This window comes from Ancylobacter terrae (assembly GCF_045108345.1).
Classification (GTDB): Bacteria; Pseudomonadota; Alphaproteobacteria; order Rhizobiales; family Xanthobacteraceae; genus Ancylobacter.
In genome coordinates this window covers 1-17,284 of the sequence record NZ_JBJGXH010000002.1, presented here as the reverse complement: position 1 = coordinate 17,284, position 17,284 = coordinate 1, and the positions used below count along the sequence as shown (strand labels likewise).

Below are 17,284 nucleotides of genomic sequence, written 5' to 3'. Positions count from 1 at the left end.
AGCAATGGCCACCGAGATCCGCGTTCCGACGCTGGGCGAATCGGTCACCGAGGCAACCATCGGCAAGTGGTTCAAGAAGGCGGGCGATGCCGTCGCCGCCGACGAGCCGATCGTCGAGCTGGAAACCGACAAGGTGACGATCGAGGTGCCGGCCCCGGCGGCCGGCGTGCTCTCGGAGATCATTGCCAAGGACGGCGAGACGGTCGGGGTAGGCGCGCTGCTCGGCTCGATCGGGGCCGGCGGCGCCGGCGCGGCGCCCGCGCCCAAGGCCGAGGCGCCTAAGGCTGAGGCGCCGAAGGCGGAAGCTCCGAAGGCTCCGGCTTCCGCGGCAGCTCCTGCTGCCGCCGCGGCGTCGGCCGGTTCCAACGGCCCGGCGGTCGCCAAGCTCGCCGCCGAGAGCGGCCTCAATCCGGCGCTGCTGGCCGGTTCCGGCAAGGATGGCCGCGTCACCAAGGGCGACATGCTCGGCGCCATCGCCGCCGCCGCGGCGGCTCCGGCCGCTCCCGCCCCGGCGCCCGTCGCCGCCCGCGCGCCCTCGGCTCCCGACGACGCCGCGCGCGAAGAGCGCGTCAAGATGACCAAGCTGCGCCAGACCATCGCCCGGCGCCTCAAGGACGCGCAGAACACCGCCGCCATGCTGACGACGTTCAACGACGTCGACATGAGCGCGGTGATGGGCCTGCGCGCGCAGTACAAGGACATCTTCGAGAAGAAGCACGGCGTGAAGCTGGGCTTCATGGGCTTCTTCACCAAGGCGGTGATCCAGGCGCTGAAGGACGTTCCGGCGGTGAACGCCGAGATCGATGGCCAGGACCTCGTCTACAAGAACTACTACCACGTCGGTATCGCGGTCGGCACCGACAAGGGCCTCGTCGTGCCGGTGGTGCGCGACGCCGACCAGCTGTCCATCGCCGGCATCGAGAAGGCGATCGCCGCCTTCGGCCGCAAGGCGCGCGACGGCAAGCTCGGCATCGAGGATCTGCAGGGCGGCACCTTCACCATCACCAATGGCGGCATCTACGGCTCGTTGATGTCGACCCCGATCCTCAACGCGCCGCAGTCGGGCATTCTCGGCATGCACCGCATCGAGGAGCGCCCCGTGGTGGTGAAGGGGCAGATCGTTGCCCGGCCGATGATGTATCTGGCGCTCTCCTACGACCACCGGATCGTCGACGGCAAGGAAGCCGTGACCTTCCTCGTGCGCATCAAGGAAGCGCTGGAGGATCCGACCCGGCTCGTGCTGGATCTGTGAGCCGGGCGGGCCTGTGATCCGGGCGCCGGCCCGGCGGAGGACACGATGAACTATGTGAGCGAATTCGCGGCGCTGATGGCCGTATTCGCGGTGGTGATCGTCGCGCCGGGGGCGGATTTCGCCCTCGTCGTGCGCCAGAGCGTCGTGCATGGCCGGCGCGCGGCGCTCGTCACCAGCTTCGGCATCGGCGCGTCGCTGCTGTTCCACATCAGCTACACGCTGCTCGGCCTCGGGCTCATCGTGTCGAAATCGCTGGCGCTGTTCGCGCTGATCAAGTGGCTCGGCGTCGCCTATCTCCTCTATCTCGGCGTGAAATCGTTCTTCGAGAAGCCGCTCGACATCGACGAGGGGGCGCTCGCCGCCGAAGCCGACGGGCGGCGCGTCATGTCGCTGCCGGCCTGTTTCGGCGCTGGGTTCCTCACCAATGCGTTGAATCCGAAGCCAGTCCTGTTCTTTCTTTCGCTGTTCGCCACGCTGGTCAGCCCCGAGACGCCGGTCGCCATCTCGTTCCTCTACGGGATCGGCATGGCCAGCGCGCTGATCCTGTGGTTCGCCGCGGTCACGCTGTTCTTCACCAATCCTGCCGTGCGCCGTCGCTTCAAGGCGTGCGGGCGCTGGTTCAACCGCGTGACCGGGGCGGCTTTCGTCCTGCTCGGCATGCGCCTCGCCGTCCAGAAGGCCGGCTGATCCCTCACGAGACGTCACGGCACCGCCCAAAGGAACCGCCAATGTCCTCCTACGATCTCATCGTCATCGGTACCGGCCCGGGCGGGTATGTGTGCGCCATCCGGGCGGCGCAGCTCGGGCTCTCGGTCGCGGTGGTGGAGAAGCGCGCCACCTTCGGCGGCACCTGCCTCAACATCGGCTGCATTCCCTCGAAGGCGCTGCTGCACGCCTCGCATCTCTTCGAGGAGGCGGCGCATAATTTTGCCAAGCTCGGCATCGTGGTGGAGCCGCCCAAGCTCGACCACGCCGCCTTCCTGGCGTTCAAGGACAAGGCGGTCGAGGGCAACACCAAGGGCGTCGACTTCCTGATCAAGAAGAACAAGATCACGCCCTATCGCGGCACCGCCGCCATCCTTGCCCCCGGCAAGGTCGAGGTGACGGCCGAGGACGGCTCGAAGCAGACCATCGAGGCGAAGGCGATCGTCATCGCCACCGGCTCGGATGTGGCGAAGCTGCCGGGCATCGCCATCGACGAGACCCGCGTCGTCTCCTCCACCGGCGCGATCGCGCTCCCCAAGGTGCCGGGCAAGCTCATCGTGGTCGGCGCCGGGGTGATCGGGCTGGAGCTCGGCAGCGTGTGGCGCCGGCTCGGCGCGCAGGTGACCGTGGTCGAGTTCCTCGACCGCATCCTGCCGGGCATGGACCTCGATGTCGCCAAGTCCTTCCAGCGCATCCTCCAGAAGCAGGGCATCGAGTTCAAGCTCGGCGCCAAGGTGACCGGCGTCGACAGCTCGGGCGATACGCTGAAGGTCTCGGTGGAGCCCGCCGCCGGCGGCACGGCCGAGACGCTGGAGGCCGACGTCGTGCTGGTCGCCATCGGCCGCGTGCCCTACACCGAGGGGCTGGGGCTGGAGGCGCTCGGCGTCGAGACCGACAAGCGCGGGCGCATCGTCACCGATCACTATTTCCGCACCAACGTGCCCGGCATCTTCGCCATCGGCGACGCCATCGCCGGGCCGATGCTGGCGCACAAGGCGGAGGACGAGGGCGTCGCCATCGCCGAGCTCCTCGCCGGGCAGGCGGGGCACGTGAACTACGACGTCATTCCCGCGGTGGTCTACACCTCGCCGGAAGTGGCGGCGGTCGGCAAGACCGAGGAGGAACTGAAGGACGCCGGCATCGCCTACAAGGTCGGCAAGTTCCCCTTCCTCGCCAATGGCCGCGCCAAGGCGAACGACGAGACCGACGGCTTCGTGAAGGTGCTGGCGGATGCGGCGACCGACCGCGTGCTGGGCGTCCACATCATCGGCGTCGAGGCCGGCGAACTGATTCACGAGGCGGCGGTGCTGATGGAGTTCGGCGGTTCCTCCGAGGATCTCGCCCGCACCTGCCACGCCCATCCCACCCGCTCGGAGGCGGTGAAGGAAGCGGCGATGGCGGTGGAGAAGCGCTCCATCCACATGTGAGCGCGAGCGTCGCGACCCATGCAAAAGGCCGGGCGGGTGCCCGGCCTTTTTGTTTGTGCGCCGTGCGACGATCAGTGGCCGCGCGACTGCCCGCCGAGGCGCGCTTCCAGCACGGTCTTGGCGAACAGCGTGATCACCGCGAGGAAGGCGAGCAGCGAGGCGACGGCGAAGGACGCCTGGAACTGGTATTCGTTGTAGAGGATCTCGACGTGCAGCGGCATGGTGTTGGTCTCGCCGCGGACATGGCCGGAGACCACCGAGACCGCGCCGAACTCGCCCATCGCCCGCGCATTGCAGAGCAGCACGCCGTAGAGCAGCGCCCATTTGATGTTGGGCAGCGTCACGCGGAAAAAGATCCGCCACCCCGAGGCGCCGAGCGTCACCGCCGCCTCCTCCTCGCTGGTGCCCTGCTCCTGCATCAGCGGGATCAGCTCGCGGGCGACGAAGGGGAAGGTGACGAAGACGGTCGCCAGCACGATGCCCGGCCAGGCGAAGATGATCTTGATCCCGTGATCGGAGAGCCAGGGGCCGAAATAGCCCTGCGCGCCGAACAGCAGCACATAGACGAGGCCGGCCACCACCGGCGACACGGAGAAGGGCAGGTCGATAAGGGTGATCAGCGCGCTCTTGCCTGGAAAGCTGAACTTGGTGATCGCCCAGGCGACGACGAGGCCCATCACCGTGTTCGCGGTGACCGAGACCGCCGCCACCAGCAGGGTGAGTTCGATGGCGGCCAGCGCGTCCGGATCGATGAGCGCGGCGACGTAGGCGTTCCAGCCCTTGGAGAACGCCTGCACGAACACGTTCAGCAGCGGCAGCAGGATGAACAGGCCGATGAAGAGGGCGGCGAGGGCGACGAGCGCCCATTTCACGCCCGCCGCCTCGCCGCGTATATCGTCGCGCCCGCCCGGCGACTGCGCGCTCGCGGGGGGCGTCAGCGCCGAGGTGAAGGGCAGTTCGGCCTCGCGCAGGCCGCTGTCGAGTACGGCGCTCATGCAAGCCTCCCGGTGCGGGATTGCGACCAGCGCTGCAGCGCGTTGATGACGAAGAGCAGCAGGAAGGAGGCGACCAGCATCGCCGAGGCGATCGTCGTCGCGTCGGCGTAGCGGAACTCCTCGAGCCGGATGACGATCAGCAGCGGCGCGATTTCCGACACGTTCGGCAGGTTGCCGGCGATGAAGATCACCGAGCCGTATTCGCCGACGGCACGGGCGAAGGCGAGCGCATAGCCGGTGAGGACGGCGGGAAGCACGGCAGGCAGTACCACGCGGCGGATGGTGGTCCAGCGCGAGGCGCCGAGCGTCGCGGCCGCCTCCTCCAGCTCATGGTCGAGATCCTCCAGCACCGGCTGGACGGTCCGCACCACAAAGGGCAGGCCGATGAAGACCATGGCGATGAGGATACCGAGCGGGGTGAAGGCGATCTTCACGCCGATCAGGCTGAACCAGGAGCCGATCCAGCCATTCTCGGCATAGAGCGTGGTCAGCGCGATGCCGGCCACCGCGGTCGGCAGGGCAAAAGGAATGTCGACCAGCGCATCAAGCAGGCGTCGACCCGGAAAGTCGTAGCGCACAAGGGCCCAGACGATGACCGCGCCGATGACGAGATTGATGGTCGCGGCGGCGAGCGACAGGCCGAACGACACCTTCAGCGCGTTCAGCGTGCGGGTCGCGGTGAGGATGGCGACGATGCGTTCGGGGGTCAGTTCGGCCGTTTTCAGGAACAGCGCGCCGAGCGGGATCAGCACGATCAGCGACAGCCAGAACACGGTGAGACCCATCGTCAGCCCGAAGCCGGGGATGATGCTGTAGGCCCGCCACGACCGGGCGACCGGGCGCGGCGACGCCCCCTCCGGAAGGCGGTCGGACAAGGTGAGGTCGCTCAAGCTCCGGCTCCGTGGCGTCGGGTCGATTTTCAGCAAAGAAGCGCCGGACCCGCGGGAGGTCCGGCGCAAGTCGAGCGGATCGCTGTCGGGATCGCTCTCGGGAACGCGTGGGGAAGAGGGCGTCAGTTCGCGTAGATCTGGTCGAACACGCCGCCGTCTTCGAAATGGGTCTTCTGCGCCTTGCGCCAGCCGCCGAAGGCCGGGTCGTCGATGGTCACGAGATCGACCTTCGGGAACACCTTGGCGAATTTCGCGGCGACCTCGGGGTCGCGCGGGCGATAGAAGTTCTGCGCGGCGATCTCCTGGCCCTCCTTGGTGTAGAGGAACTTCAGGTACTGCTCGGCCACCGCGCGGGTGCCCTTCTTGTCGACCACCTTGTCGACCACCGCGACCGGCGGCTCGGCGAGGATGGAGAGCGAGGGCACGACGATGTCGAACTTGTCCTCGCCGAACTCCTTCTTGGACAGGAACGCCTCGTTCTCCCAGGCGAGCAGCACGTCGCCGACGCCGCGCTCGGTGAAGGTGACGGTGGAGCCGCGCGCGCCGGTGTCGAGCACGGGCACGTTCTTGTACAGGTTGGCGACGAAGGCCTTGGCCTTGGCCTCGTCATTGCCGTTGTGCTTCAGGGCATAGGCCCAGGCGGCGAGGTAGTTCCAGCGGGCGCCGCCGGAGGTCTTCGGGTTCGGCGTGACGACCTTGACGTCCGGCTTCAGCAGGTCGTCCCAGTCCTTGATGCCCTTCGGGTTGCCCTTGCGCACGAGGAACACGATGGTCGACGTGTAGGGCGAGGAATTCTGCGGCAGGCGGGCCTGCCAGTCCTTGGCGAGGAAGCCCTTGTCGGCGATGGCATCGATGTCATAGGCGAGCGCCAGCGTCACCACATCGGCCTCGAGGCCGTCGATCACCGAGCGGGCCTGCTTGCCCGAGCCGCCATGCGACTGCTTGATCTCGATGGTCTTGCCGGCCTCGGCCTTGAACTTCTCGCCGAAGGCCTTGTTGACCTGCACGTAGAGCTCGCGGGTCGGGTCGTAGGAGACGTTCAGCAGATTGACGTCGGCGGCGCGGGCGGCGACCGGGGCCAGCGTCACCGCGACCAGCGCGGCGGTGGCGAAGCGGGCCAGATCGCGGCGGGCGAACAGGCGGTTCATGGATCTCTCCTCGATTGGCGGCCGTGACGGCGCTTCAGGTTGCCTGGAGTTTTCACATGCCCGGGACGCAAGTCAACATAAAATACATATCTATAGTAGATTTATATCTTATAACGCTTTCTAGCTGTAGAATTGGCGCGTGACGCAGCCCATCGAGGCGCGGCGCCGCCGCTCAGCCCTTGAGCGCCATGGTGTGGATGCCGCATTCGGTCTTGCCGCGGCCGCGCCAGCGACCGTCGCGCACGCCTTCGCCCGCTTCCGACCGGCTGGTGCAGGGCATGCAGCCGACCGAGCCGAACCCCTTCGCGACCAGCGGATGCCGGGGCAGGCCGAGGCGTTCATAGACCCCCTCGATGTCCTCGCGATCGGCATTGGCGAGCGGATTGAACTTCAGCCGGGCGCCGTCGCGCTCGACGACAGGAATCGCGGCGCGGGTGCCGCCGTGATAGCGCTTGCGCCCGTTCAGCCAGCCGTCGAACCCCTTCAGGGCACGCGCCAGCGGCTCCACCTTGCGGATGCGGCAGCAGGCATCGGGGTCGGAGAACCAGAGGTCGCGGCCGGGATCGTTCGCTGCCAGCGCAGCCGGGTCGGGCTGTATCGAGCGCACATCGGTGAGGCCGAGCCGGGCGGCGAGGTCGTCGCGATAGGCCAGCGTCTCCTCGAACAGCCAGCCCGTATCGAGAAAGACGACCGGGATCGAGCGGTCGACCTCCGCGACATAGGCAAGCAGCGCCGCCGCCTCGGTCCCGAAGGAGGAAACCAGGCACAGCCGCCCCGTCCCAACGGTCTCGGCCGCCGCGGCGATGATGCGCGTCGGCGTCGCGTCGGCCAGCGCCAAATCGAGAGCGGCGATCTCCGGATCGACCGGAGACGCCGGGGAGGTCCGCCCCGCCGCCGCCAGATCCGCGGGCGAGAGAGCCTGGGTCATCGCGCGGCCTCGCGGCGTCCGGCGACCCTCCCGAGCCGGCTCCGCAGCAGGCTCGGGCGCCCGTCGCCGGTCGGCTGGTAGAACACCGTGTGGCTGTGGACTTCCGGGTTGAAGGCCTCGACATCGGCCTCCTTGGTGACGGCGAACTGGTCGAAGCCGGCGCGCACGAGGAACAGGAACTGGTCGCGCAGCACGTTGCCGGTCGCGCGCAGCGGCCCGCGCCAGCCGAAGCGCTCGCGCAGCAGCCGGGCCTGGCTGTAGGCGCGCCCGTCGCGGAAGATGGGGAACACCAGAGCGACGAGCGCGAGACGGTCGAGCCACGGCGCGATCTCCTCGATCCGCCGGTTGTTCGGCCAGACCACGCCGATCGGTGTGCCGCGGGTGAACAGCGCCTCGCCTTCGGTCACGAGCCGGTCGGCGCTCACCAGCACCGCAACGCCCTCGGGCAGGGCTTCGTCATCGGCGACGCGGACGAAGCGGTCCTCGATGCGGCGGCCGTTCTCAATGAGTGGCATAGACGCGCTCCTTGAAGGGTTCGACGCCAAGTCGCGCCACGGTGTCCACGAAGAGTTCGCGCGGACCCGACCGCAGTTCCATATAGGCGTCGACGATGTCCTCGATCAGGCCCGGGACCTGCTCGTAGGGCACGGCTGGTCCGAGCAGGGTGCCGATCTGGGCCTGCTCGTCGGCGCGCCCGCCAATGGTGATCTGGTAGAATTCCTGGCCGTTCTTCTCGACGCCCAGAATGCCGATATGGCCGACATGGTGGTGGCCGCAGGCATTGATGCAGCCGGAGATGTTGACGTGCAGCCGGCCGATGCCGCGCGCCTTCTCCTGGTCCGCGAAGCGGCGGGCGATCTCCTGCGCCACCGGAATGGCGCGGGCATTGGCCAGCGCACAGTAATCGAGGCCCGGGCAGGCGATGATGTCGCTGACCAGATTGACGTTCGGCGTGGCGAGGCCGGCCGCGTCCAGCGCATGCCACAGCGCCGGCAGGTCCTTCTGCGCGACATAGGGAAGGCAGAGATTCTGCTCGTGGCCGACGCGGATCTCGCCGAAGCCGTAGCGATCGGCGAGGTCGGCGACGACGTCCATCTGCTCCGCGGTGGCGTCGCCCGGAGGCGCGCCGACCGGCTTCAGCGAGATCGTCACGATGGCGTGGCCCGGCACTTTGTGGCGCGCCACGGAGTTGCGGTGCCATTCGGCGAAGCGGGCATCGGCGAGCGCGGCGGTCAGTTCTGCCGGGTCGTCGGCGAGCGGGGCGAAATCGGGATAGACGAAACGGCGGCGGATGTCGGCGATCATCTCCGCATCGAGCTTCAGCGCGCCGTCGCGGATCGAGGCCCATTCCTTATCGACCTCGGCCGCGAAAGCCTCCGCGCCGATCTCGTGGACCAGGATCTTGATGCGCGCCTTGTAGATGTTGTCGCGCCGGCCGAACTGGTTGTAGACCCGCATGATCGCTTCGATGTAGCTCAGCAGGTGCTGCGCCGGCAGGAACGGCTTGATCGACTTGCCGATGAAGGGGGTGCGCCCGAGGCCGCCGCCCACCAGCACCTCGAAGCCGAGTTCGCCCGCCTCGCCGCGATGCAGCCGCAGCCCGACATCGTGGACCTTGATGGCCGCGCGGTCATGGCCGGCGGCGGTAATGGCGATCTTGAACTTGCGCGGCAGATACGAGAATTCGGGGTGCGCGGTGGAGTACTGGCGCAGGATCTCGGCCCACAGGCGCGGATCGTCCACCTCCTCCGGCGTCGCGCCGGCCCACTGGTCGGTGGTGACGTTGCGGATGCAGTTGCCGGAGGTCTGGATGCCGTGCACGCCGACCTCGGCCAGCGAGGCCATCGCCTCGGGCAGGTCCTCGAGCTTGATCCAGTTGAACTGGATGTTCTGGCGCGTGGTGAAGTGGCCGTAGCCGCGGTCATAGGTCCGCGCGACATGCGCCATGCGGCGAAGCTGGGCCGAGGACAGCGTGCCATAGGGGATCGCGACGCGCAGCATATAGGCGTGGAGCTGCAGATAGACGCCGTTCATCAGCCGCAGCGGCTTGAACTCGTCCTCGCTCAGCGCGCCGGAGAGGCGGCGCTCGACCTGGTCGCGGAATTCCGCGACGCGCTCGGCGAGGAAGGTGCGGTCGAACTCGTCGTAGACATACATGGCAGGCGTTTCTCTGCGTTATCGGGACGTGCCGCTCGGCACGTCAGGCGGCGCCGGGCAGGTCGAAGGTGGGGCCGGCGACCCGGATCTGTTCGCGCAGGTTGCCCGGCCGCACCGAGCCGTCGTCGCCGCGCAGCACGGGAGCAATATAGGCGCCGACCGCATCGATGTCGCGCTTCTGCGCGCCTTCCAGCAGGCTCAGCGCATCCGGCGCGGTGGTGACGATCGCCGCGTCGGCGAGCTGCGTCGACCAGTCGCCGCGGGTCGTCCGCCACACCACGGCGCCATCGCCCAGGCGGTTGGCGGTCACCGCGACCGGCCCGGTGATCTTGATCTTCTGCTGCAGGGGCGAGGTCATGGGCGGCGGCAATTTCCTGTTGACGGATGGGTCATCGACACATAACACCATTTTAGAACGTGCAAAAGAAAAAATTGCACGAAATTTACGTGTATTTAGGTCCGCGGGTGACCGACGACCGAAACGCAGGTCTCATCATGTCCACTGCCGACGAACGTCTCGACGAGCTCGAGGCCCAAAGCATCTACATCTTCCGCGAGGCGTTCGCCCGGATGAAGCGGATGGCGCTCCTCTGGTCGCTCGGCAAGGACTCCAACGTGATGATCTGGCTGGCGCGCAAGGCCTTCTTCGGCCATGTGCCATTCCCGGTCATGCATGTCGATACCGGCAAGAAGTTTCCCGAAATGTATGACTTCCGGGATACGAAATCGGTCGAATGGGGCCTCGACATGCGCGTCGAGCCCTGCCCGCCGCTGGAGAGCATCGATCCCACGCTGCCGCCCGCCACGCGCTCCGCCGCCCGCAAGACCGAAGGGCTGAAGCTGGCGCTGGAGAAATTCGGCTTCGACGCGGTCGTCGCCGGCATCCGGCGCGATGAGGAGGCGACCCGCGCCAAGGAGCGCGTGTTCTCCCCGCGTGGCCTCGAAGGCGACTGGAACGTGCGCGAACAGCCGGCCGAGTTCTGGGACCATTTCAACGCGACGCTCCCGGCAGGGGCGCATCTGCGGGTCCACCCGATCCTGCATTGGACCGAGCTCGATATCTGGGCCTACACCAAGCGGGAGCAAATTCCCGTCATTCCGCTGTATTTCTCGCGCGATGGCAAGCGGTACCGCTCGCTCGGCGACAAGGACATCACCTTCCCCGTCGCCTCCACGGCATCGACCGTGGACGAGATCCTCGCGGAACTCGCCGAGACCACGGTGCCGGAGCGCTCCGGCCGCGCGATGGACCACGAGGCCGAAGATTCCTTCGAGCGGCTGCGCGTCGCCGGCTATCTGTGAGGGCAACGCCATGACCACCGTCGTGAACCTGAACGCCGTTCGCTCCTCCACCGCCGAGGACAGCCGTCCGCTGGTGCGCATCGTCATCGTGGGCCATGTCGACCATGGCAAGTCGACCCTCATCGGGCGGCTGCTGTTCGAGACGGGCGGGATAACCCCGCAGAAGCTGGACTCGCTGAAGGCGATCTCCGCCCGGCGCGGCATGCCGTTCGAATGGTCGTTCCTGCTCGACAGCCTGCAGGCCGAGCGCGACCAGGGCATCACCATCGACACCAGCCAGATCCGCTTCAAGACGGAATCGCGCGACATCGTTCTGATCGACGCGCCAGGCCACGCCGAGTTCCTGCGCAACATGATCACCGGCGCGGCGCAGGCGGATGCGGCGCTGCTGCTCATCGACGCGGCCGAAGGCGTGCGCGACCAGACCCGGCGGCATGGTTATCTGCTGCACCTGCTCGGCGTGAAGCAGGTCGCCGTGGTGGTGAACAAGATGGACCGCGTCGGCTGGCAGGAGCCCGTGTTCCGCTCGATCGAGAACGAAATCGTCGCCTATCTCGACAATCTCGGCGTCCGGGCCTCGGCGGTCATCCCGATCTCCGCCCGCGACGGCGACGGCGTCTCGGCGGCCTCGGTGCCGGCGCCGTGGTATGGCGGGCCGACCGTGCTGGCCGCGCTCGACGGTTTCGATCCGGCCCGCGCGCCGGCGGATCTGGCGCTGCGCATGCCGGTGCAGGCGGTCTACAAATTCGACGACCGCCGCATCGTTGCCGGCCGCATCGAGACCGGTACGCTGAATGTCGGCGACGAGGTGGTGTTCCAGCCCTCCGCCAAGACCGCGAGGGTGCGCTCGATCGAGACCTGGCCGGTGCCGGCGCCGGGCGAGGCTCCACGTTCGGTGGGGGCCGGTGCGTCGACCGGCATCACGCTCGATCGAGAGATCTTCGTCGAGCGCGGCGAGATCCTGTCGACCCCGGCGGCGCGGCCGCGCACGGCGCGCCGGCTGCGCATCCGCCTGTTCTGGCTGGCCGACGAGCCGCTGGCGGTGGGCACCGTGGTGACCGCCCGGCTCGCCACTTCCGAGACCCGCGCCACCGTGGCGGTGATCCACGATGTGGTTGATCCCGGTGCGCTTTCCGCCTTCGAGGCGAGCGCCATCGGCCGCAATCAGGTTGGGGAGATCGAGCTGGCGCTGTCGCGGCCGATCGCGGCGGATCCGCACGGCGTCAACCCGTTGACCGGGCGCATCGCGCTCGAGTTCGGCGGGCGCATCGCCGGTGGCGGGCTGGTCATCTCGGTTTCCGATGCGGGGGCCGAGGCGGCGCGGCCGGCGCGCAACGTCACGCCGGTCGCCTCCGCCATTTCGACCCGCGAACGCCTTGATCGAAATGGACATTCCGGCGCGGTGGTGTGGCTGACGGGGCTGTCCGGCTCGGGCAAGTCGACGCTCGCCAAGGCGCTGGAGCGGCGGCTGTTCGACCGCGGCGGCCAGCCGGCGCTGGTCGATGCGGATACGCTGCGCACGGGCCTCAATGCCGATCTCGGCTTCTCCGAGGCCGACCGCGCCGAGAACAACCGCCGCCTCGCCGAGGTCGCCAACGTCCTGAAGAACATCGGGAATATCGTCCTCGTGACGGCGGTGTCACCGTCCGCCGCGGCGCGGCAGCGGGTTCGCGAGATCGTCGGCGAGCGCTTCTTCGAAGTGCATGTCACCGCCCCGCTGGAGGTGTGCGAGGCGCGCGATCCCAAGGGGCTCTATGCCCGCGCAAGAGCCGGGGAAATAAAGGATTTCACCGGCATCGACGCGCCCTACGAGGCCCCGGTCGCGCCCGAGCTGGTGATCGAGACCGACCGGCTGGACGTCGCCGCCGGGGTCGAGCGGCTGGAGCGGCTGCTGGCCGAGGCGGGCGTGATCGCGGCGGCCCGCACCAGTTCGGACGACGCCGGCCTTTGACAAAATAGCGATAAGGATCAGACCCTTATCGCGATCGGCATGCCGTGGGCGTCACGTTCCGGCGGGTCGGGGAAGCCGAGCGCCACCCCGGCGGCAATTCGGCAGGCGGTCCAGGCACTTGCGGCGGCGTCGACGAGATCGTCGGGCCCGACGCGCAGCGCCCGGGCCGCCGTCGCGCTCACGAGTTCGGGCGGAAAACCCTTGTCTTCCAGAAGCTTGCGCCGAAATTCGAGCCCCGGCGGGTGAGGGCGGTTCGCCACCTTCTTGGCGAGGGGCAGCGGCGCGCCGCCATTCATCGCCCAGAACACCACTTCCGGGTGACATTCGTAAACGATATCAACGAGTTGTCGCCTCTCCCGCAGTAGCGCGTCGATCTCGGCGATCTTCGGGAAGATGTGGAAGCCCTGCTTGGCCACCGCCCTGCCGGTCTCCGAGGTCGCCCGCGCGATGGCGCAGGCGTTGCGGTAGCGCTCGTCCTCCGGCACGCCGGGCGCGACGCCGGCCTCGACCGCTGCCCGCGAAGGTATTGAAAACACACTCGATTGTCGCTCACCGAGCAAGGGCCGCACCAACCGCTCGGGGGCGCGCCCCCTGGCGCCGGTGCGCGCCGGCAGGCCGATCGGCATGTCGACGGCGACGACCTGCGGGGCCTCCTCGCTCTCGAACAATTCAGCGAACCGGGTCAGCCGCACGGCGTGGATGGTCAGTGCAGTGAGGTGGACAGTGAGTGCAGAATGACCAGTCCGTCCAGCGGGGCCGGCGAGGCGGATCGGGAAGGGGGATGGCGCCCCCATCTCGCTCCCCGCCGCGTCGCCCGCGCCGGCCGAAGCCGGCCCCGCCGCGGGGCCGAGCCGGATCTCGGCCCGCACCGCGACCCAGCCGCCGGGGCAGCCATCGACGCCGGCGATGCGCAGCAGGCTCATGGCGGGGGTTCCCTCTTCGTCCGCAGGCGAGGACATGCTGACTCAAGATGTCGTCATCCCGGACGGCCCGCGGGCCGATCCGGGATCGCTCGCGAAGCGCTTGCGGGTTTCCGGCGGACGATCCCGGCTCTTCGCTTCGCGGAGCCTGCCCTTGGGCTTGCCAAAGGCAAGACCCGAGGGGCCGGGATGACGCATCGCACGGTGCGGGCCGCGACGAGCCTGCCGCGCGGCCGCCTCAGATGATGTTCAGCTCCGCATGGGGCCGGCCGGCGGCGATGCGCTCATAGCCGAAGACGGCGAGGTCGAGCGAGACCGAGCGGCCATGGGTGATCCATTCGGCGATGGCGCGGCCGGCGGCGGGGGCCTGCTGCAGGCCGTGGCCGGAGAAGCCGTTCAGGAAATAGAAGTTCGCCACCTCGGGATGCGGGCCGATCACCGCGTTGTGGTCGAGCAGGTTCATTTCGTAATGCCCGGCCCAGGCGCGCACGGGCTTCAGCTCCTCCATCGCCGGGATGCGATGGGCGAGGTTCGGCCAGATGCCTTCCTCGAACACCGACCAGTCGACCTCGAAATCGCCGTCCGCGTCCGGGTCGTCGCCGAGCGGAGGGGCGCCGCAGATATGATAGGCGCCCTCGGGGCGGATGTAGAAGCCGGTCGGGTCCACCAGCAGCGGCAGGCCCGGCAGCGGCGTGCGGCAATGCACGACGAAGACGCAGCGCTTCTTCCCCTCCACCGGCAGGGCGATGCCGGCGAGCCCCGCTACACGCCCTGCGCGCGGACCGGCGGCGTTGACCAGCGCGCCGCAGCCGATGCGGCGGCCGTCCGTCAGCACAACCCCGGTGATGCGGTCGGCCGCGCGCTCGATGGCGCTCACCTCGCCGTCGATCAGCACCGCGCCCTGGCGCTTCGCCGCCCGGCGCACGGCGGCGAGATAGGCGTGGGCGTCGAACCAGCCCTCGCCGGAGCGGCCATAGGCACCGGCGGCGAGATCCTCCACCCGCAACCAGGGGAAGGTCCGCGCCAGCGCCTGCGCATCGAGCAGGTCGATATCGGCGCCCTCGGCCTTCTGCACGCGGTGATTGGCGTCGAGGATCGGCAGGCCGGCGGCGCTGGCGAGGATGAGATAGCCGCCCTCGTGCCAGCCCCATTCGCCCTCCTCGCCGAAACGCTCGCGCGCCGTGCGGATGAAATCGAGCCCGAACAGCGACATGCGGATGTTCTCGGGGATCGAGAATTGCTGGCGCAGCGAGGCGGCCGACAGCGTGGTGGAGGAGTGCGCGAAGCTGGCGTCGCGCTCGATCACCGCGACGCGGCCGGAAAAGGCCGGGTCGAGGGTGAGGAAATAGGCGGTCATCGCTCCCATGATCGCCCCGCCGACGATCACCACGTCGAAAGTCTCGTCTGCACTCATCTCGGCCTGCCTGTGCTGCGCTCGCGCCCCCGATGTGCCGCCAGAGCGGTGCCGTCGGCAAGGGCGAAATCCGTCGGGGTGGAGGAGGGACGGGGAGGCTGCCCGGCGGGGCGCCATGCGGTGTATCCGTCGAGACGCGGCGGCGGCGCTCCCCGGAGGCCGACCCGTCGTTCCGTGCGGCTCGGCGATAACCGCGCTCTCGCCCTCATGGCCGGGCGTGTCCCGGCCACCCCGCTGTCCCTCGGCTCCGGTGGATCGGCTGGGTCCCCGGGTCAAGCCCGGGGATGAGGGACGGTCCCGGCTCGGCCGTTCCGTCCATCCGGGATGACACGGGGAGGAGGCGGCCAGCCGCAGCGCTTGATGCGGGGAGAGGCAGGCCTTGCGGCTCATGTTCGTCATGGCCGGGCGTGTCCCGGCATCCATGTCTGTCCCGCACAACCCTGCGGCAAGTCGTGGGTGCCCGGCACAGGGCCGGGCCTGACGGCGCGAACCGGCGGCAGGAAGGCGCCGGAGACACCGCCGGGTGTGCCGGCCGTCCCTTCTGCTCCCTATGTTCCTCTCGCCAAGCGGCGAAATTTGCGGAACATGCTCGCCAACGTGACCAAGCCGGAATCAAGACCCATGAGCTCGACCATCCGCCCCCGCCGCAGCGTGCTCTACATGCCGGGCTCCAATGCCCGCGCGCTGGAGAAGGCCCGCACGCTCAACGCTGACAGCCTGATCCTCGATCTCGAGGATGCGGTGGCGCCCGATGCCAAGGCCGCGGCCCGCGCGCAGGTGGCCGCGGCGGTGACGGCGGGCGGGTTCGGCCCGCGCGAGGTGGTGATCCGCACCAACGGCACCGATACGCCCTGGTTCGAGGAGGATCTCGCGGCGGCGGTGGCGGCGGGGCCCGACGCGGTGCTGATCCCCAAGGTCTCCGATCCCGAGACGCTCATCGCTCTCGGCCATAAGCTCGAGGCGCTCGGCGCGGCGCCGGGGCTGCGGGTCTGGGCGATGATCGAGACGCCGCTCGGCGTGCTGCGCGCGCTCGATATCGCGCTCGCCGCCCGCAACCCGAAGACCCGGCTTTCCATGTTCGTGCTCGGCACCAACGATCTCTCCAAGGAGACCGGCACGCGCATCGTGCCCGGGCGGGCGCCGATGCTGGCCTGGCTCTCGCACACCATCCTCGCGGCGCGGGCCGGGGGGGTCGAGATCGTCGACGGGGTGTGGAACGCCTTCCAGGACCAGGAGGGCTTCGGGCGCGAATGCGCGGAGGCGGCCGAGCTCGGCTTCGACGGCAAGACGCTGATCCACCCCAACCAGATCGAGCCCTGCAACGCCGCCTTCTCGCCGCCGCCCGACGAGATCGCGCAGGCGCGCAAGCTGGTCGCGGTGTTCGACCTGCCCGAGAACGCCGGCAAGGGCGTGGTGCAGATCGAGGGGCGGATGTTCGAGATCATGCACGCGCAGATGGCCCGCAAGCGCATCGCGCTCGCCGACGCCATCGCGGCGCGGGGCTGAACGCTGGGGGAATGCCGATGAAGCTCTACCGCTACCTGACCGGGCCGGACGACGTGGCGTTCTGCAAGCGGGTCTCCGCCGCGCTCAACAAGGGCTGGCAGCTGCAGGGGAACCCGACCCTCACCTTCGACCCGGTGAAAGGCCGCGTGATCTGCGGCCAGGCGATCGTCAAGGAGGTGGACGGGGAGTGGTCCGAGGAGGTGGTTCTGTCCGATCACTGATCGAATCGCTGAGGGGGCCCGGCGGGCGGGGATTTTCGCGGCCGGAACGGGGGCGAGAACGGCCGGACCCGGGCGCGGCGGCGCCAAGTGATTGGTAAGTCAGTCATTCTTACGAAAATGGCGGGACTTGTTCACAGCGTCGTCAGCCTGTCATTTTTCCTGCCGACGGGTGTTGACAGGGACGAGCGGTCCCCCCTATAAACCGCCCCATCGACGGGGCGCCGCGGCACGGCCGGTTGGCGCTCCTCCGAAGCTCCTCACGACGAATGGTCAGGATTGACCGGCTTCGCCGGGCGAGGGGTTTTGGTCGGCCCGAGGGTTTATCCTTAGGGTGTGGGGATGAGATGTCCCCATATAGGAGAGGCGAAAGCCTCATGGCGCTTCCGGGCGCCGGCTGTTTGACAGGTTTGGAAGAAGGAAGAGAGACGTAGGCGGCGGGGTCCTTGCGGGCGCTGTTATCTCCGGGAG

The 17,284-nt window shown here is 68.6% G+C and carries 16 protein-coding genes; 7 read left to right on the top strand and 9 right to left on the bottom strand.

Annotated features, from left to right (window positions below):
- The first annotated feature begins 4 nt into the window (after window positions 1-4).
- Genes odhB through lpdA form a run of 3 tightly spaced genes read left to right on the top strand, consistent with a single transcriptional unit; the run spans window position 5 to window position 3,384 of the window.
- Window positions 5-1,252 (top strand): 2-oxoglutarate dehydrogenase complex dihydrolipoyllysine-residue succinyltransferase, encoded by a 1,248-nt coding sequence (odhB, locus tag ACEUEL_RS14410; protein ID WP_405706837.1) that lies wholly within the window; start codon window positions 5-7, stop codon window positions 1,250-1,252.
- A gap of 45 nt (window positions 1,253-1,297) precedes the next feature.
- Window positions 1,298-1,939: a LysE family transporter gene (locus ACEUEL_RS14405; RefSeq protein WP_405706835.1), complete on the top strand. Its 642-nt coding sequence runs from the start codon at window positions 1,298-1,300 to the stop codon at window positions 1,937-1,939.
- 41 nt (window positions 1,940-1,980) lie between these two features.
- On the top strand, window positions 1,981-3,384 hold the full coding sequence (lpdA, locus tag ACEUEL_RS14400) for a dihydrolipoyl dehydrogenase (protein WP_405706833.1): 1,404 nt from the start codon (window positions 1,981-1,983) through the stop codon (window positions 3,382-3,384).
- A 71-nt stretch (window positions 3,385-3,455) separates the two neighbouring features.
- Here the strand turns inward: lpdA and cysW are convergent, their stop codons facing one another.
- From cysW to ACEUEL_RS14365, 7 genes are all read right to left on the bottom strand, one after another.
- The gene (gene cysW, locus ACEUEL_RS14395) at window positions 3,456-4,379 is read right to left on the bottom strand and encodes a sulfate ABC transporter permease subunit CysW (RefSeq protein WP_405706831.1); all 924 of its coding nucleotides are present in this window, start codon (window positions 4,377-4,379) and stop codon (window positions 3,456-3,458) included.
- Window positions 4,376-5,185 (bottom strand): sulfate ABC transporter permease subunit CysT, encoded by an 810-nt coding sequence (gene cysT, locus ACEUEL_RS14390; protein WP_405707571.1) that lies wholly within the window; start codon window positions 5,183-5,185, stop codon window positions 4,376-4,378. The genes cysW and cysT overlap by 4 nt, the downstream gene beginning before the upstream one ends.
- Window positions 5,186-5,391: 206 nt before the next feature.
- The gene (locus ACEUEL_RS14385; protein ID WP_405706829.1) at window positions 5,392-6,417 is read right to left on the bottom strand and encodes a sulfate ABC transporter substrate-binding protein; all 1,026 of its coding nucleotides are present in this window, start codon (window positions 6,415-6,417) and stop codon (window positions 5,392-5,394) included.
- A gap of 172 nt (window positions 6,418-6,589) precedes the next feature.
- On the bottom strand, window positions 6,590-7,345 hold the full coding sequence (locus ACEUEL_RS14380) for a phosphoadenylyl-sulfate reductase (protein ID WP_405706826.1): 756 nt from the start codon (window positions 7,343-7,345) through the stop codon (window positions 6,590-6,592).
- Window positions 7,342-7,860, bottom strand: a complete 519-nt coding sequence (locus ACEUEL_RS14375; protein WP_405706824.1) for a DUF934 domain-containing protein — start codon at window positions 7,858-7,860, stop codon at window positions 7,342-7,344. Before ACEUEL_RS14375 ends, ACEUEL_RS14380 begins: the two co-directional genes overlap by 4 nt.
- On the bottom strand, window positions 7,847-9,502 hold the full coding sequence (locus tag ACEUEL_RS14370; protein WP_405706821.1) for a nitrite/sulfite reductase: 1,656 nt from the start codon (window positions 9,500-9,502) through the stop codon (window positions 7,847-7,849). The genes ACEUEL_RS14375 and ACEUEL_RS14370 overlap by 14 nt, the downstream gene beginning before the upstream one ends.
- A 43-nt stretch (window positions 9,503-9,545) precedes the next feature.
- Window positions 9,546-9,860 (bottom strand): DUF2849 domain-containing protein, encoded by a 315-nt coding sequence (locus ACEUEL_RS14365; RefSeq protein ID WP_405706818.1) that lies wholly within the window; start codon window positions 9,858-9,860, stop codon window positions 9,546-9,548.
- A gap of 137 nt (window positions 9,861-9,997) precedes the next feature.
- Here ACEUEL_RS14365 and cysD point away from each other — a divergent pair, with 137 nt between their 5' ends.
- Both cysD and cysC read left to right on the top strand, forming a co-directional pair.
- On the top strand, window positions 9,998-10,804 hold the full coding sequence (gene cysD, locus ACEUEL_RS14360) for a sulfate adenylyltransferase subunit CysD (protein WP_405706816.1): 807 nt from the start codon (window positions 9,998-10,000) through the stop codon (window positions 10,802-10,804).
- 10 nt (window positions 10,805-10,814) lie between these two features.
- On the top strand, window positions 10,815-12,755 hold the full coding sequence (gene cysC / locus ACEUEL_RS14355) for an adenylyl-sulfate kinase (RefSeq protein ID WP_405706814.1): 1,941 nt from the start codon (window positions 10,815-10,817) through the stop codon (window positions 12,753-12,755).
- Window positions 12,756-12,772: 17 nt separating this feature from the next.
- On the opposite strand, the gene ACEUEL_RS14350 is transcribed toward cysC, so the two are convergent.
- Together ACEUEL_RS14350 and ACEUEL_RS14345 are read right to left on the bottom strand one after the other, a co-directional pair.
- Window positions 12,773-13,678: a DUF429 domain-containing protein gene (locus ACEUEL_RS14350; RefSeq protein ID WP_405706811.1), complete on the bottom strand. Its 906-nt coding sequence runs from the start codon at window positions 13,676-13,678 to the stop codon at window positions 12,773-12,775.
- Between the two features lie 235 nt (window positions 13,679-13,913).
- Window positions 13,914-15,089, bottom strand: a complete 1,176-nt coding sequence (locus ACEUEL_RS14345; RefSeq protein ID WP_405706809.1) for an NAD(P)/FAD-dependent oxidoreductase — start codon at window positions 15,087-15,089, stop codon at window positions 13,914-13,916.
- A gap of 621 nt (window positions 15,090-15,710) precedes the next feature.
- Here ACEUEL_RS14345 and ACEUEL_RS14340 point away from each other — a divergent pair.
- Both ACEUEL_RS14340 and ACEUEL_RS14335 read left to right on the top strand, forming a co-directional pair.
- Complete coding sequence (locus tag ACEUEL_RS14340) at window positions 15,711-16,595, top strand: HpcH/HpaI aldolase/citrate lyase family protein (protein WP_405706807.1); 885 nt, start codon at window positions 15,711-15,713, stop codon at window positions 16,593-16,595.
- A 17-nt stretch (window positions 16,596-16,612) separates the two neighbouring features.
- Complete coding sequence (locus tag ACEUEL_RS14335; RefSeq protein ID WP_405706804.1) at window positions 16,613-16,816, top strand: DUF1737 domain-containing protein; 204 nt, start codon at window positions 16,613-16,615, stop codon at window positions 16,814-16,816.
- Window positions 16,817-17,284: the final 468 nt, after the last annotated feature.